We start from the raw sequence: 14,680 nt of genomic DNA on the forward strand, positions 1-14,680 counted from the left end.
GGCCCGAGATGCCTCAGGGTGTACCCGCTCCCGGAACCGTTCCGCAGGACGGACTCACGACGCGTCAGCGCCGCAATCTGCCAGTCCTCGCCGTCCACACCGGCCCAGGCAAGGGGAAATCGACCGCAGCGTTCGGCATGGCGTTGCGGGCGTGGAACCAAGGGTTCGACGTAGGAGTGTTCCAGTTCGTCAAGAGTGCCAAGTGGAAAGTCGGCGAGGAAGCGGCATTCCGGACTCTCGGCGATCTGCACGAGAGCACCGGTGTCGGCGGAGCCGTCGAATGGCACAAGATGGGCGAGGGCTGGTCGTGGACTCGCAAGAAGGGCAGCGACGTCGATCACGCCGAGGCAGCGGCAGAGGGCTGGCGGGAGATCGCCCGGCGGATCGAACAGGAGTCACACCGCTTCTACGTGTTGGACGAGTTCACCTATCCGCTCAAGTGGGGTTGGGTCGATGTCGCGGAAGTGGTGGAGGTTCTGACCCATCGACCGGGCAACCAACACGTCGTCATCACCGGACGGGACGCGCCCCCCGAGCTGATCGAGGCCGCGGATCTCGTCACCGAAATGGACAAGGTCAAGCATCCGATGGATGCCGGCCGCAAAGGGCAGCGAGGAATCGAATGGTGAATCCGTCGTGCCCCGCCGTGGTCATTGCGGCCCCCGCGTCGGGCAGCGGTAAGACGACGGTGGCCACCGGGCTGATGGGCGCACTACGTGCCGCAGGCCGAAAGGTCGCACCGTTCAAGGTGGGTCCGGATTACATCGACCCCGGGTATCACGGTCTGGCAGCCGGGCTGCCCGGACGCAATCTCGATGCGGTCATGGTGGGTGCCGATCGAATCGGGCCGCTGTTTCGGCACGGCAGCCGGGGCTGCGACATCGCGGTCGTCGAAGGCGTCATGGGACTGTTCGACGGCAAGATCGACATGACCGGGCCCGGGGAGGCGTCCGCCGAGGGATCGACCGCACGGGTGGCGGCGATGCTCGGTGCTCCGGTGATTCTAGTGATCGATGCCCGTGGCCACAGTCAGTCGTTGGCGGCTGTGCTGCACGGGTTCTCGACCTTCGACCCCAGCGTGCGCATAGGCGGTGTGATCCTCAACCGGGTCGGCAGCGAACGCCACGAGGATGTTCTGCGTCAAGCATGCGAGCGGGTGGGTGTGCCGGTGCTCGGCGCGTTGCCGAGAATGAGCGAACTGGTCGTGCCGTCACGACATCTGGGTCTGATCACTGCCGTCGAACACGGTGGGGCCGCCACCGAAGCGGTCGACGCGATGAGCGCACTGGTGGCGCAGTTCGTCGATGTCGAGGCAGTGAGCGCCTTGGCGCGCTCGTCGATACTCGCACCGGAGTGGAATCCGGCCGACGAGGTTCGTAGGTCCGAGGGATCGCCGGTCGTCGCAGTCGCAGGTGGTCCCGCATTCACCTTCGGCTACACCGAGCACGTGGAACTTCTGCGCGCCGCCGGCGCCGACGTAGCGGTGTTCGACCCCCTTCGCGACGGATTGCCGACCGGCACAGCAGCAGTCGTGCTGCCCGGCGGATTCCCAGAGGAGCACGCGGCCGCGCTGGCGGCGAACGAACTGTTGCTGGCCGATATCAGGACGGCCGCGGCCCGCGGTCTACCCGTTCATGCAGAATGCGCCGGATTGCTGTATCTGGCGACACAATTGGACGGTCATGCAATGGCGGGAGTCGTCGACGTCGACGCGGAATTCGGGAACACGCTCACCCTCGGGTATCGCGACGCGGTCGCCCTGGAAGCGTCGCCTCTCTTCGACGCGGGAACCCGCGTCACCGGCCACGAGTTCCATCGCACGAAGCTCGTCGCAGTGCGCGAGGCCGCCTCGGCGGCCTGGGGTTGGCATCGGCAGCGACCGGACGGCAGAACCGCCGCTCGCGAAGGCTTCGTCCGCGGCGGAGTTCACGCGTCCTACCTGCACACGCACGCCGCGGGCAATCCGGAGTCCATCACCCGATTTGTCTCTGCTGCAGTCGATTACGCACGCGTATAGAACTCGTCGGCGATGCGGGTGGTGGTCGGAATCGGGGCCCGAAAGGGAGTCACGGCCGCTGAGGTGGTGCGGGTGATCGCGACTGTGCTGCAGCCGGACTGGTGGGTCGAGGCCATCGCGTCGATCGACCGGAAAGCGGATCTGGTGGCGGCGGTGGCGTCGAGCATGGGGGTTCGGGGGGTGACGTACTCGGCGATGGAATTGTCGACCGTGGTGACCCCCACCGTGTCGGTTCGCGTGCTCGATGCCGTCGGAAGTGCCAGCGTCGCCGAAGCCGCGGCGCTTCTGGCCGGTCGTTCTACGGAGTTGACGGTACCCAGGTTCGGTCTCCGAGGTGTCACCGTTGCCGTTGTCGAGCTCTGCCTTGACGGTGGACAGGGGGTTCGGGCCATCCTGTAGGTATGACCGAGACGATGAAAGCCGTTGCCTACACCCGCTCGCTTCCGATCGACGATCCCGCCAGCCTCACCGATGTGGTCATCGACGTGCCCAGCGTGCGACCGAGGGACATATTGGTAGACGTCAGAGCGGTGTCGGTGAACCCCGTGGACGTGAAGGTTCGTGCCGGCAACGATCCGCACGGTGTCCCGAAGGTTCTCGGGTTCGACGCCGCCGGTGTGGTGCACGCCGTCGGTGCCGACGTCACCTTGTTCGCACCGGGGGACGAGGTCTACTACGCGGGAGACATCGGCAGACCCGGAACCGACTCGCAGTTTCATGTGGTGGACGAACGCGTCGTGGCGAAGAAGCCGACCAGCCTCGATTTCGCCGAGGCCGCGGCATTGCCGCTGACTGCGATCACTGCCTGGGAAGGGTTGTTCGACAAGCTGCGCATCACTGCCGAGACCACCGGAACATTGCTGATGGTGGGGGCCACTGGAGGTGTGGGATCGGTTGTACTGCAGCTGCTTCGGGCCCTCGTCCCTGGCGTGCGCGTGATCGCGACGGCCGCCGACGAGGATGCGGAGAAGTGGGTCCGTTCTCTCGGTGCAGCCGAGGTAGTGAATCATCGGCGCGATCTTCGGGGCGAAGTACGCCGAGTCGCACCGGACGGCATCGATTACGTGTTCACCGCTCATTCCGAAGGGCAGGTCGAGATCTATGCGGATCTGTTGACGCCGTTCGGGCAGATCGTGGCAATCGACGACCCCGAGACACTCGACGTTCTCCCGCTCAAGTCGAAAGCGCTGTCCTGGCATTGGGAGTTCATGTTCGCACGTCCGATGCACGACACTCCGGATCTTGTTCGCCAGCACGACTTGTTGACCAGGGTGGCCGAACTCGTCGACGCAGGTTCGGTCCGGACGACCGCCTCGACCGTCCTTTCTCCGATCGATGCCGAGCAGCTACGCGAGGCGCATCGGTTGATCGAGACCGGGCACGTACGGGGAAAGGTCGTGGTCGCGGCCCGCTCGTGAGGGCGGATCCGCGCCACTGACTGGCGAAAGCGGGCCGACGCGGGCAATGTGGATCCAATGACTTCCGACAGCCTTGTCCTGCTCGGCCCGATCGTCCGGTACGTCGGCACCGAGACTGCGACCCTGTGGTTCGAGATGGCCGAATCGACGACCGTCACTGTTGTCACCGATGCCGGCGTCCGCGGCGCAGAACGAACCTGGGGTGTGCACGGCCACCACTACGCGTTGGTTCCACTCGAAGGGCTGCCCGCCAATTCTGCGGTGCACTACGAGGTGTTCGTCGACGAGCGGAAGGTGTGGCCGCGTGAAGGTCATCGGGCGGCCATCCACACTGTCGACGCTCAGGGGCCCGTCACATTGGCGTTCGGATCGTGCCGGCGAGGCGACAACTACAGCGACGAATCTCTGAAACAGATCGGGGCCGACGCGCTGGCCGGACTGGGCAACGCGCTGATCGAGGAGGATCCGAGCCGGTGGCCACAAGCATTGCTGCTTCTGGGTGATCAGGTTTACGCCGACGATCCGTCGCCGGAGATCGTCGAACGGCTGCAGGCTCGGCGTCGATCCGGCGAGGGCCCTCGAAGTGCCGTCGGAACCGACGCGGAGAACGAGATCTGCGACTTCGAGGAGTACTCCTGGCTGTACCGGGAGTCGTGGGGACTCGAGCCGGTACGGACGCTGATGGCGAGTATCCCGTCGTGCATGATCCTGGACGACCACGATCTACGCGACGACTGGAACTCGTCCGCGTCCTGGCGTCGGGACATCGAAACTCGGCCGTGGTGGAACGAGCGCGTGATCGGCGCGTACTCGTCGTACTGGGTGTACCAACACCTGGGCAATCTGTCGCCGAAGGAATTGGCGCAGGACGAGATGTACGCCGCAGTCCGGTCCGCTGCAAGCGACGCGGATCGAGAGAAGTTGTTGGCCGACTTCGCATTACGCATCGACCGCAATCCCGAGACAGGGCGCTGGAGCTTCTATCGCGATTTCGGGGACACCCGTCTGATCATGATCGATTCGCGGTGCTCGCGAAATCTGGATCCCAACAATCGAGAAATGGTGGACGAGAAGGAATGGGCGTGGGTACGCGAGCGCGCGCTCGAAGCCACTCCACGACACCTGCTGTTCGGTTCGTCGCTGCCCTATCTGATGCTGCCCGCCCTGCACTACCTCGAACAGTGGAACGAGGCCGTGGCGCAGGGGAGTTGGGGTGCCATGCCGGCCAAGGTGGCCGAGAAGATGCGCATCGGTCTCGACCTCGAACACTGGGCCGCCTTCACCAATTCGTTCAACGACATGGCGGCATTGACGCGTGAGCTCTCTCGCGGGGAGAACAAGCCCGCCTCCATCATGTGGCTGTCGGGCGACGTGCACTGCTCCTACGTGGCCAACGCGAACTTCGGCGTCGGTGGGCGAGATGTCCCTGCCACCTATCAGCTGACCATGTCTCCGTTCCGCAATCCGCTCGATCTTCCCATCCGCGCGGTGAACAAGCTGGCCATCAAACGTCCGGCCGCCCGGATCCTGTCGAAACTCGCCCGAGCCGCGCACGTGGGTCCGTCCGGAGTCGAGTGGGAAGCCGAGGCGGGACCGTGGTTCGACAACGGCGTCATGTTGCTGACTCTGCACGGTGATTCGGCGCGGCTGCAGGTGCGGCACGCTCACGTCGACGATGCCGGCGAGCAGGTGCTGACCGAGACATCGACCCTGGCCCTCGCCTAGAGAAGGTTCGGCCCTCGCCTAGAGAAGGTTCGGCCCTCGCCTGAAAGACAGGCGCAGTCGTAAACGATTGGCCATCGAGGGGCCGATGAGGTTGGCTGGTTCGTTGTGGCCCACCTCGAACTCAACGACATCGTGTACTTCCTGCCCGACGGTCGGCAGCTGTTGAACGGAGTCGGATTTCGCGTGGGCGACGGTGCCAAGACGGCGTTGATCGGCCCGAACGGAACCGGAAAGACGACACTGACGCGGATCATCGCCGGCGACGAGACCCCCGACGAGGGCTCGGTGTCGAGTTCCGGCTCGCTCGGAGTGATGCGGCAGTTCGTCGGTCAATTACGCGACGACTCGACCGTGCGTGACCTGCTTCTCTCTGTTGCGTCGCCGGCCGTCCGCACGGCGGCTGCGGCACTCGACGATGCCGAGAACACGATGATCGAGATCGACGACGAGAAGACCCAGATGAGGTACGCCCAGGCACTGTCGGATTGGGGTGACGTCGGCGGTTACGATCTCGAGCCGTTCTGGGACAAGGTCACCACCGCCGCACTCGGCATGCCGTTCGACCGGGCCAAGTGGCGTGCCGCGTCGACGCTCAGTGGCGGTGAACAGAAGCGTCTGGTGCTCGAAGCGCTTTTCGCCGGACCCGACAACCTGTTGCTTCTCGACGAGCCGGACAACTATCTGGACGTGCCGGGCAAGCGTTGGCTCGAGGCGACCATTCGAGACTCCGACAAGTCGGTGCTGTTCATCAGCCACGATCGCGAGCTGATTGCCAACGCCGCGAACCGAATCGTGACCCTCGAACCAGGCGTCAGCGGTGCGACGTCCTGGGTGCACGGCGGGGGATTCGCGACCTATCACGCCGCACGCGAGGACCGGAATGCTCGGCTGGACGAACTCCGGCGGCGGTGGGACGAGGAACTGGTCAAACTTCGGGCGCTGGTGTTGCGACTGCGTGAGAAGGCGAAGTTCAACGACGGAGTGGCCGCGCGCTATCACGCGTCCCAGACCCGCTTGGCCAAGTTCGAGGAGGCCGGCCCGCCGGAAGCGGTGCCGCTGAAGCAGCACGTCACGGTTCGGCTGCGTGGAGGACGGACGGCCAAGCGTGCGTTGGTGTGTACGTCGTTGGAACTGACCGGCCTGATGAAGCCCTTCGACACCGAGATCTGGTACGGAGACCGCGTTGCGGTGTTGGGGTCCAACGGTTCCGGCAAGTCGCATTTTCTGCGGCTGCTCGCCAACGGTGGTACCGACCCGGAGAAGGAGCACAAGCCGGTCCAGGAACTGGCACTGGACCCGGTGCCTCATACCGGCACTGCGGTTCTCGGTGCGCGAGTGCGGCCGGGCCTGTTCGCGCAGACCCACACTCGCCCGGATCTCGCGGGCAACACGCTGCTCGACATCCTGCACATGGGCAACGAACACCGTGACGGCATGGGCCGGGAAGCCGCGGGCAGGGCATTGGACCGGTACGGTCTGGCCCGTGCTGCCGAGCAGTCCTACGACAACCTCTCGGGAGGTCAACAGGCCCGCGTGCAGATCCTGCTTCTCGAACTGTCGGGTGCAACGCTGTTGCTGTTGGACGAGCCGACCGACAACCTCGACCTCATGTCCGCCGACGCCCTGGAAGACGCGATTGCAGCGTTCGAGGGCACTGTGATTGCAGTCACTCACGACCGCTGGTTCGCCCGTAGTTTCGACCGGTTTCTGGTGTTCGGCAGTACCGGGCAGGCGTACGAATCCGGTGAGCCCGTATGGGACGAAAGGCGAGTGCAGCGCGCGCGGTAGCGTTTCTTCCCGTGAACGCGACTGACTCTCCCTATCTGGTGGGCCTGAATCTGGACGGTCGACGCGTCGTCGTGGTCGGAGGCGGCACCGTCGCGCAACGCCGATTGCCGCTGCTCATCTCGTCCGGTGCCGTAGTGCACGTCATCACGCGCGACGCCACCCCTGCTGTCGAGGCAATGGCGACCGCAGGCCAGGTGACGCTCGAGTTGCGGGACTACCGCGAGGGTGACCTCGCCGACGCCTGGTACGCCATCGCCTGCACGGACGAGGCCGACACCAACGTCGCGATCGTCGCCGAGGCCACCGCGTCCAAGATCTTCTGCGTCCGAGCCGACATCGCCAAGGACGGAACGGCGGTCACGCCGGCCTCCGCCGAGTGGGACGGCCTGACGCTCGGTGTGCTCGCCGGTGGCGAGCATCGCCGTTCCGCGGCGGTACGCAATGCCGTGATCGAGGCTCTGCAGTCCGGGGTCGTCGCCGACTCGGCCCACGCGCCGATGACCGGCGTCGCGCTGGTCGGGGGAGGCCCGGGCGATCCGGATCTCATCACTGTCCGAGGTCGCAGACTGCTTGCCTACGCCGATGTCGTGGTCGCCGATCGCCTTGCTCCCCCCGAGCTGCTCGCCGAATTGGGACCGCACGTCGAGGTCATCGACGCCTCGAAGATTCCGTACGGCCGTGCCATGGCGCAGGAAGCGATCAATCGGGCCTTGATCGACGGCGCGAAAGCCGGCAAATTCGTCGTTCGGCTCAAGGGCGGTGACCCCTACGTGTTCGGTCGGGGATACGAGGAGCTCGAAGCGCTGGCCGCCGAGGGAATCCCGGTGACCGTGGTTCCGGGCATCACCAGTGCCATCTCGGTGCCCTCGTCCGCAGGAATTCCGGTGACGCATCGCGCCGTCACTCACGAGTTCGTCGTCGTCAGCGGTCACGTGGCACCGGATCACCCCGATTCGTTGGTCGACTGGGACGCGCTGGCCAAACTCAAGGGCACGATCGTGTTGCTCATGGCCGTAGAGCGGATCGGCAAGTTCGCCGACGTACTGATCGCAGGCGGCCGGGCGTCCGACACTCCGGTCATCGTCGTACAGGAGGGCACCATGCGCACTCAACGTGAAGTTCGAGCGGATCTGAGCACTGTCGCCGAGGCCGTGAGCGAAGCAGGCATCAGGCCTCCTGCCATCGTGGTAATCGGTACCGTTGCCGGTTTTTCCGTGAACGCCGGTAACGTGAACGCTCGTGCCTGAGTCATCGATGTCCGAAACGTCCGCCACCGAGATCAAATATCCGGTGACGACCCGAGCGTTCGGGATGGCGATCATCGTCCTGAGTGGCCTGCAGCTGATGGTGGTGCTCGACGGCACCGTCGCCAACCTGGCCTTGGCGCCGTTGCAGGCGGACCTCGGATTGTCCGACGCGGGTCGCAACTGGGTGCTGACCTCGTACGCCTTGGCGTTCGGTGGACTGATGCTGCTCGGCGGTAGGCTCGGCGATGCGTTCGGCCGAAAGAAGATGTTCCTGGCCGGCGTCGTGCTGTTCACGATCGCCTCGCTGCTGTGCGGTCTCGCGGTCAACGAAGCCACGCTCGTGGCGGCCAGGGCCCTGCAGGGCGTCGGAGCCGCGGTGGCGTCGCCCACGGCGTTTGCGCTGGTCGCCACCACCTTTGCGCCCGGCCCGGTGCGAAATCAGGCGATTGCGATTTATGCGGCCATGACAGGCGTCGGCTCCATTGCCGGGCTCATCATCGGCGGCGCGTTGACCGAGGTGTCCTGGCGCTGGATCTTCCTGATCAATGTCCCGATCGGCGTGGTCATCGTGGTGCTCGCGGTCGTGTCGCTGCAGGAGACGGTAGGCGCGAGATTGCCCCTCGACGTTCCCGGCGCGATTCTGGCCACACTCGGCTGCACCGGCGTGGTCCTGGCTCTGAGCGAGGGCACCGAACTGGGCTGGACCAACCCGATCGTCATTGTCTCGCTGATCGCCGGGTTGCTCTTTCTCGGGTTGTTCCTTCTGGTCGAGCGTCGTGCCGACAATCCACTGCTGCCGTTCTCGCTGTTCCGCAACCGGGATCGGGTCGCTACCTTCGTGGCCATATTCTTCGCCGGCGGAGTGATGTTCTGTCTGGCCGCGTACGTGGCCCTGTTCGTCCAGGACATCCTGGGATACAGCCCGCTCAATGCCGGCTTGGCGTTCGTGCCGTTCGCCTTCGGACTCGGTGCCGCGGCGTTCCTGGCGTCGCAACTGGTGACCCGAATCGCTCCTCGTTGGTTGATTCTGAGCGGCGCGGTCATCATGGTCGGCTGGCTCATGGTGTCGGTCGCGACGATGAACGCGGATTCGTCGTACTTCCCCGGGTTGTTCTTTCCCGTCATCGGCATCGGCTTCGGTGTCGGGCTGACGGTGGTCCCGCTCCCGCTGTGCGCCATCGCCGGGGTGAGCCCCACCGAGATAGGGCCGTTGACGGCGATCTCCCTGGTTGCCCAAACACTCGGTGGCCCGTTGGCCCTGGCCGTCATCGGCGCGCTGGTCACCTCGCGCACCCTGTCGCTGGGTGGAATATCGGGGCCGGCGACACTGATGAACGAAAGCCAACTCGATGCCCTGAGCTCGGGCTACATGTTCGCTCTGTTCTGCTGCGCCGTCTGCGCCGTGATAGCAGGCTTCGCGGCCCTCTTCATCCGATTCACCCCGCAGCAGGTCGCCCAGGCCCAGGCAGCTCAGGAAGACGCCCAAAAGGGCTGATCCCTCAGCGTTCGCTCACCAATTATTCAATTGTGCACCTGTACAGGTGGGGAGCTGAATATTCGGCGGGCAGACAAGGTGTGGTACTCGCGTCCCACTATTCATCCACAGGGGCCGAGTTGTCCACAATTGCCGTTCGGCTCAGTTTTCGGAGTCGTTGTCGGTGCACGATCGGTGCATGCATCCTGACGCCAACGGTCTGATTTCCCGCGCCACAGCGTTGAGGGCCGGCTACACGAACACAGATCTGCAACGGCTGTGCGCCCGAGGCGAATTGGTCCGGATCATTCCCGGAATGTATGCACAGCGGCAGTTGTGTTCGACACTCGATCCGCAGGGAATTCATCGTCTGACGACCATCGCCTCCCTGGCGACCAATGCCGACGCCGCAGTGGCCAGCCATGTCTCCGCCGCTGTTCTGCACGGACTCGACCTGTGGGACACCGATCTCGGGCGCGTACATCTGACGATCCCCGGCGGGAAAGGCCGCACGACAGCTCGATTGCACGTCCACTCGACACCTCTACCGAACGAGTTCGTGACCACGGGGCTGGGAATACCAGCGACCTCTCCGGAGCGCACCGTGGTCGACTGTGCGCGGCTGCTCGATCTCGACCATGCAGTAGTCATAGGAGATTCGGCGCTGCGATCGAAGAAGGTGTCGATGGATCGGCTGCGAGCAGCGTTGGAGGTATCTGCTCGCATGAACGGTATCGGCGCGGCCCGGCGGGCGATCGCGGCAATGAGTGGGCTGAGCGAAAGCCCGGGAGAATCCATCAGCAGACTGCGGATGAAGGAGTACGGTTTCCCGGATCCAGTACTGCAGCAGGTACTGCGGGTGGGATCCCAGTTCCTCGCCCGAGTCGACTTCTACTGGAGACGATGGCGGCTGGTAGGCGAATTCGACGGCATGGGCAAGTACGAGACCGGTCGGACGTTGACGCAGGAAAAGTTTCGCGAGGATCGACTACGGGACCGAGGGCTCGAGGTCTTCCGGTGGACGTGGAAAGACCTATGGCAGTTCGACATGGTGCGCGAGCGATTCGATCGTGCGTGCGCCAGGGCTGAGCGTCGACGTGAGTGTGCCGACAGGATGTTCAGATGACCACCTGTACAGGTAGGCAGCTGAATATCCGGTGGGCAGGTGTCAGCGCGAGAGATCGGCGCGATCCGCAGCCGCCTGGCCCGAGTCCCAGCCTTCCGCGTCCAGACGCGGACCGCGCATCGGCCTCGCCGTCGGGAACAACCTGTCGAATTCGGCTTCGACGGCGACGGTCTGCGCCGCCAATATAGGGAGTAGATCACCGGATTCGTGGCGCGCTTCCTCGAGTGCGTGCGCATCGGCGTCGGTCAGGCGATCTCCGATTCGTATCGCATACGCATACAGGAAGGCCTTGCCGAAGGCAGCCGAGCCGGCTTTCTTGCGCTTCTTCGCTTCCGGTGAATGGCCGAGGGCTCGGGTTGCCTGAACCAGTAGCGAGGTGAACAGCAATTCGGTCTGTTCCACATCCACTGGGGCACCCACCAATGTCGCCACGGCGAACTCGGAGTCCCAGATGGCCTTGACCCGGTTGGCGCTCCCGACGACGTGCAGCAGTTGCGCTTTGGCTGGTGCATGGGGGCCGTCGACATGTACCCGCCGGCCGTGAATGTCGATGTGGCCCTGGGAGAGCAGCATGGTGTCGATCGAGTAGCGCGTCATCAGCTCCTGCGCCTTGGCCGTCAACGTCTCGGCCTCCTCCTCGAAGTCCGTGGCGTCGGCTTTGGCCAACAGACCGCGAATCTTGCTCAGCATCTTGGTGTTCGGCGAGTCGGATCCGGAAACACCCTGCAGCGTGGGACGAACGCGCGGCCACTGGGACGGCTTCGGTCCGAGCTGAGGCCACCGGGGGAGTGTCTGCCATTGACCGAGCAGGGTCAGCACGTCGAGCCACTGATCACTGGCAGCGATGTAATCGGTCTTACCGGAAGAGGTCAGGTACGCGGTCAGGAAGTCGGGGGTGGACTCGACCCTCGCCGCGATTTTCGGAAACTGTTCGCAGATGGAGGACATCTGATCCACCCAGTCCTGCGGGGCCCGCGAATCCGCATCGGTCAGATCGGCTTGATGCAGCAGGGCCGCCGCCGCGAGGGTGGATACGGCGATCGTGTGTTGGCGCCGCACAACGTGCACCAAATCCAGCGGTTGCCAACCGTTTTCGTACAGGGTCTCGATCATGTTCGTCAGCGCCCGCGTGCCGACCTCGGTCGCGTCCATCGACACCAGCCGGTCGGCGACGTCGTCGGCGACGCGTTGGCTCTTGGTCTTGCCCACGGACGCGTCGGCTCCCGTGCGGAGCAGACCGGGGATATCGCTCATTCGGTGAGCACGATCAGTTCGGTCGTCGACGCCACTTCGACTCGAAGACCCGCTTTCGATGCCACGCGCGCAACGGCTTTCACGTCTTTCGGCTCGGCGGTGGTCAGGGTCAATGCACGTGCCAGCAGTCCCTTGTGATGCTTGTTGAAGTGGCTCACTACCGAACGCGTTCCATTCGGCTTCTCGGTGAGGACCGTCGCGGTGATCGCGCCCGGAACGGGACCGAGCTGTTGGTAGGTGCCGGAGCGAAGGTCGACGACGATGCCTTCGTCTTCGGCGAGGATCGCGTCGGACAGTTCCGGCTTCCAGTGCGATCGCAGGGTGCCGAAGTTCGGAATCGTCGATCCGCCGGAGAGCCTGTAGGACGGAATCGGATCGGCGGCGCGGACGGCCCCGAACAGCGCTGATCCGATCCACAACCGCGCATGGGCTCGGGCGCGACCGGCTCTGGTGAACGACTGCGCATCGAGTGCGTCGTAGAGCACGCCGGTGTACCGCTGCAGCGCGGGCGTGGTGGGGGAGGTCCACAATCGGGCGTTGCGTTCGATCTCGTCGACCTGGGTAGGGCCGAGGCCGAGTGCGGTGACGGAGGCGTCGACGTCCCCGGAGAGCTCTACCAGCGCATCGGCGAGTTTTCGGCGAAGAGGCAACAACGACGGCAACGCCAGTCGGTCCAGATCGAGAGGTGCTCCGGAACCACCATCGGACTTCGTCTCGGAGGGAGGAAGCAGAATCAGCACGATAGTCAAGGCTACTCACTGCACGGCCACCTGCTCACAGGTGCTGCACAACCGACTAGTCTGACAACCCGTGATCACCCGTCTTTCGCAGCTGTTCCTCCGTACCCTTCGCGACGACCCGGCCGACGCCGAGGTCGACAGCCACAAGCTGTTGGTTCGCGCCGGCTACGTTCGTCGTATCGCACCGGGTGTCTACTCGTGGCTGCCCCTCGGTTTGCGGGTCCTTCGGCAGGTCGAGCGCGTGGTGCGCGAGGAAATGAACGCCATCGGTGCGCAGGAGATCTCACTGCCCGCCCTGCTGCCGCGCGAGCCCTACGAGACCACCAATCGGTGGACCGAGTACGGCGACGCATTGTTCCGGTTGCAGGACCGCAAGGGCAACGACATGCTGCTGGGGCCCACCCACGAAGAGCTGTTCGCGCTCACGGTGAAGGCCGAGTACAACTCGTACAAGGATCTTCCGGTCACGCTGTACCAGATCCAGACCAAATACCGCGACGAGGAGCGTCCCCGTGCAGGAATTCTGCGCGGGCGCGAATTCGTGATGAAGGACTCGTACTCCTTCGACATGGACGAGGACGGACTGAAGAAGTCCTATGCCGCCCACCGTGAGGCCTACCAGCGCATCTTCGCCAGGCTCGGCGTCTCGTACGTCATCGTCGCGGCGACGTCCGGTGCCATGGGCGGCAGTGCATCCGAGGAATTCCTCGCCGAAAGCGACATCGGCGAAGACACCTATGTGCGATGCGTCGAGTCGGGCTATGCGGCCAACGTCGAGGCCGTCACGACGACGGCACCCGACCCGCTCCCCATCGAGGGGCAGCCGGCTGCCGTCGACCACGAGACAGGCGATACCCCGACCATCGCCACTCTCGTCGAGTGGGCCAACGGTGCCGATCTGGGCCGCACCGTCACCGGGGCCGACACTCTCAAGAACATTCTGCTCAAGGTCCGTAATGCCGAGGGGGAGTGGGAGTTGCTCGCAGTCGGGCTGCCCGGCGACCGCGAGGTCGACGAGAAGCGGCTCGAGGCATCGCTCGAACCCGCCGAGTTCGCCTTGCTGACCGACGCGGATTTCGCGGCCAACCCGTTCCTGATCAAGGGGTACATCGGACCGCGGGCGTTGCAGGCCAACGGAGTTCGCTACCTCGTGGACCCGAGGGTCGTCGATGGGACCTCGTGGATCACCGGCGCCGATATCAAGGGCAAGCATGTGGTGAACCTCGTGGCCGGTCGTGACTTCGTTCCCGACGGCACCATCGAAGCGGCCGAGGTACGCGACGGTGACATGTCTCCCGACGGTCGTGGTCCGCTCGTCAGTGCCCGTGGCATCGAGATCGGCCACATCTTCCAGCTCGGGTACAAGTACACCGACGCGTTCTCGGTCGATGTCCTCGGCGAGGCCGGTAAGCCCGTCCGCCTGGTACAGGGATCCTACGGCGTCGGTGTGTCGCGTCTGGTCGCCGTGATTGCCGAGCAGATGCACGACGACAAGGGCCTGCGGTGGCCGTCGGAGGTTGCACCGGCAGACGTCCATCTGGTGATCGCGAACAAGGACGACGCCGCCCGGGCAGGTGCGGAATCCATTGCAACGCAACTGGATACGCAGGGGATCGAGGTTCTGTTCGACGATCGCAAGGCGTCGCCGGGAGTGAAGTTCAAGGACTCGGAACTGATCGGCGTTCCGCTCGTGGTCGTACTCGGCCGCGGCTGGGCCGACGGCAAGGTCGAGATCCGTGACCGCTTCTCCGGTGAGAGTCGCGAACTGGACATCGATTCGGCGGTCGAGGAGATCGTGAAGGCCGTACGGCACACCCCGTAGGACTTCTCTCGCGATCTTTCTGCGCGGTCGTGTACCCGCTGGTAGCTTCGGGGCAACGACTAGGAGAGG

Annotated in this window: 12 protein-coding genes; 10 read left to right on the top strand and 2 right to left on the bottom strand. The window is 64.7% G+C overall.

Going from position 1 to position 14,680, the window contains the following annotated elements:
• Window positions 1-8 precede the first annotated feature (8 nt).
• The 9 genes from cobO (at window position 9) to AC5WEY_RS13145 (ending at window position 10,795) form a co-directional block, all read left to right on the top strand.
• On the top strand, window positions 9-629 hold the full coding sequence (gene cobO / locus AC5WEY_RS13105; RefSeq protein WP_057477638.1) for a cob(I)yrinic acid a,c-diamide adenosyltransferase: 621 nt from the start codon (window positions 9-11) through the stop codon (window positions 627-629).
• On the top strand, window positions 623-2,017 hold the full coding sequence (locus AC5WEY_RS13110) for a cobyrinic acid a,c-diamide synthase CobB (protein ID WP_495646175.1): 1,395 nt from the start codon (window positions 623-625) through the stop codon (window positions 2,015-2,017). The genes cobO and AC5WEY_RS13110 overlap by 7 nt, the downstream gene beginning before the upstream one ends.
• A 12-nt stretch (window positions 2,018-2,029) precedes the next feature.
• Window positions 2,030-2,416, top strand: a complete 387-nt coding sequence (locus AC5WEY_RS13115) for a cobalamin biosynthesis protein (protein ID WP_495646176.1) — start codon at window positions 2,030-2,032, stop codon at window positions 2,414-2,416.
• 2 nt (window positions 2,417-2,418) lie between these two features.
• Entirely contained in the window at window positions 2,419-3,435 is a 1,017-nt protein-coding gene (locus tag AC5WEY_RS13120; RefSeq protein WP_495646177.1) for a zinc-binding alcohol dehydrogenase family protein, read from the top strand.
• Window positions 3,436-3,492: 57 nt separating this feature from the next.
• Window positions 3,493-5,160: a DUF7800 domain-containing protein gene (locus AC5WEY_RS13125; protein ID WP_495646178.1), complete on the top strand. Its 1,668-nt coding sequence runs from the start codon at window positions 3,493-3,495 to the stop codon at window positions 5,158-5,160.
• 105 nt (window positions 5,161-5,265) lie between these two features.
• Entirely contained in the window at window positions 5,266-6,948 is a 1,683-nt protein-coding gene (locus tag AC5WEY_RS13130) for an ATP-binding cassette domain-containing protein (RefSeq protein WP_495646179.1), read from the top strand.
• Entirely contained in the window at window positions 6,915-8,195 is a 1,281-nt protein-coding gene (cobA, locus tag AC5WEY_RS13135; protein ID WP_057477644.1) for a uroporphyrinogen-III C-methyltransferase, read from the top strand. Before AC5WEY_RS13130 ends, cobA begins: the two co-directional genes overlap by 34 nt.
• A gap of 7 nt (window positions 8,196-8,202) precedes the next feature.
• The gene (locus tag AC5WEY_RS13140) at window positions 8,203-9,690 is read left to right on the top strand and encodes an MFS transporter (RefSeq protein WP_495646561.1); all 1,488 of its coding nucleotides are present in this window, start codon (window positions 8,203-8,205) and stop codon (window positions 9,688-9,690) included.
• Window positions 9,691-9,868: 178 nt separating this feature from the next.
• Entirely contained in the window at window positions 9,869-10,795 is a 927-nt protein-coding gene (locus tag AC5WEY_RS13145; protein WP_495646180.1) for a type IV toxin-antitoxin system AbiEi family antitoxin domain-containing protein, read from the top strand.
• A 42-nt stretch (window positions 10,796-10,837) separates the two neighbouring features.
• On the opposite strand, the gene AC5WEY_RS13150 is transcribed toward AC5WEY_RS13145, so the two are convergent.
• Entirely contained in the window at window positions 10,838-12,049 is a 1,212-nt protein-coding gene (locus AC5WEY_RS13150; protein ID WP_495646181.1) for a DUF2786 domain-containing protein, read from the bottom strand.
• A complete protein-coding gene (yaaA, locus tag AC5WEY_RS13155) occupies window positions 12,046-12,789 on the bottom strand; it encodes a peroxide stress protein YaaA (RefSeq protein ID WP_495646182.1) in 744 nt (247 codons plus the stop codon). Before yaaA ends, AC5WEY_RS13150 begins: the two co-directional genes overlap by 4 nt.
• 70 nt (window positions 12,790-12,859) lie before the next feature.
• Between yaaA and AC5WEY_RS13160 the strand changes: the two genes are divergently transcribed.
• A complete protein-coding gene (locus tag AC5WEY_RS13160; protein WP_495646183.1) occupies window positions 12,860-14,611 on the top strand; it encodes a proline--tRNA ligase in 1,752 nt (583 codons plus the stop codon).
• Window positions 14,612-14,680 lie beyond the last annotated feature (69 nt).

It is taken from the genome of Rhodococcoides sp. S146-33, from assembly GCF_059489205.1.

Coding starts and splice junctions, on each gene's coding strand:
- cobO (WP_057477638.1), top strand. CDS start 9: ATGCCTCAGGGTGTACCCGCTCCCGGAACCGTTCCGCAGGACGGACTC.
- AC5WEY_RS13110 (WP_495646175.1), top strand. CDS start 623: ATGGTGAATCCGTCGTGCCCCGCCGTGGTCATTGCGGCCCCCGCGTCG.
- AC5WEY_RS13115 (WP_495646176.1), top strand. CDS start 2,030: ATGCGGGTGGTGGTCGGAATCGGGGCCCGAAAGGGAGTCACGGCCGCT.
- AC5WEY_RS13120 (WP_495646177.1), top strand. CDS start 2,419: ATGACCGAGACGATGAAAGCCGTTGCCTACACCCGCTCGCTTCCGATC.
- AC5WEY_RS13125 (WP_495646178.1), top strand. CDS start 3,493: ATGACTTCCGACAGCCTTGTCCTGCTCGGCCCGATCGTCCGGTACGTC.
- cobA (WP_057477644.1), top strand. CDS start 6,915: ATGGGACGAAAGGCGAGTGCAGCGCGCGCGGTAGCGTTTCTTCCCGTG.
- AC5WEY_RS13140 (WP_495646561.1), top strand. CDS start 8,203: ATGTCCGAAACGTCCGCCACCGAGATCAAATATCCGGTGACGACCCGA.
- AC5WEY_RS13145 (WP_495646180.1), top strand. CDS start 9,869: ATGCATCCTGACGCCAACGGTCTGATTTCCCGCGCCACAGCGTTGAGG.
- AC5WEY_RS13150 (WP_495646181.1), bottom strand. CDS start 12,049: ATGAGCGATATCCCCGGTCTGCTCCGCACGGGAGCCGACGCGTCCGTG.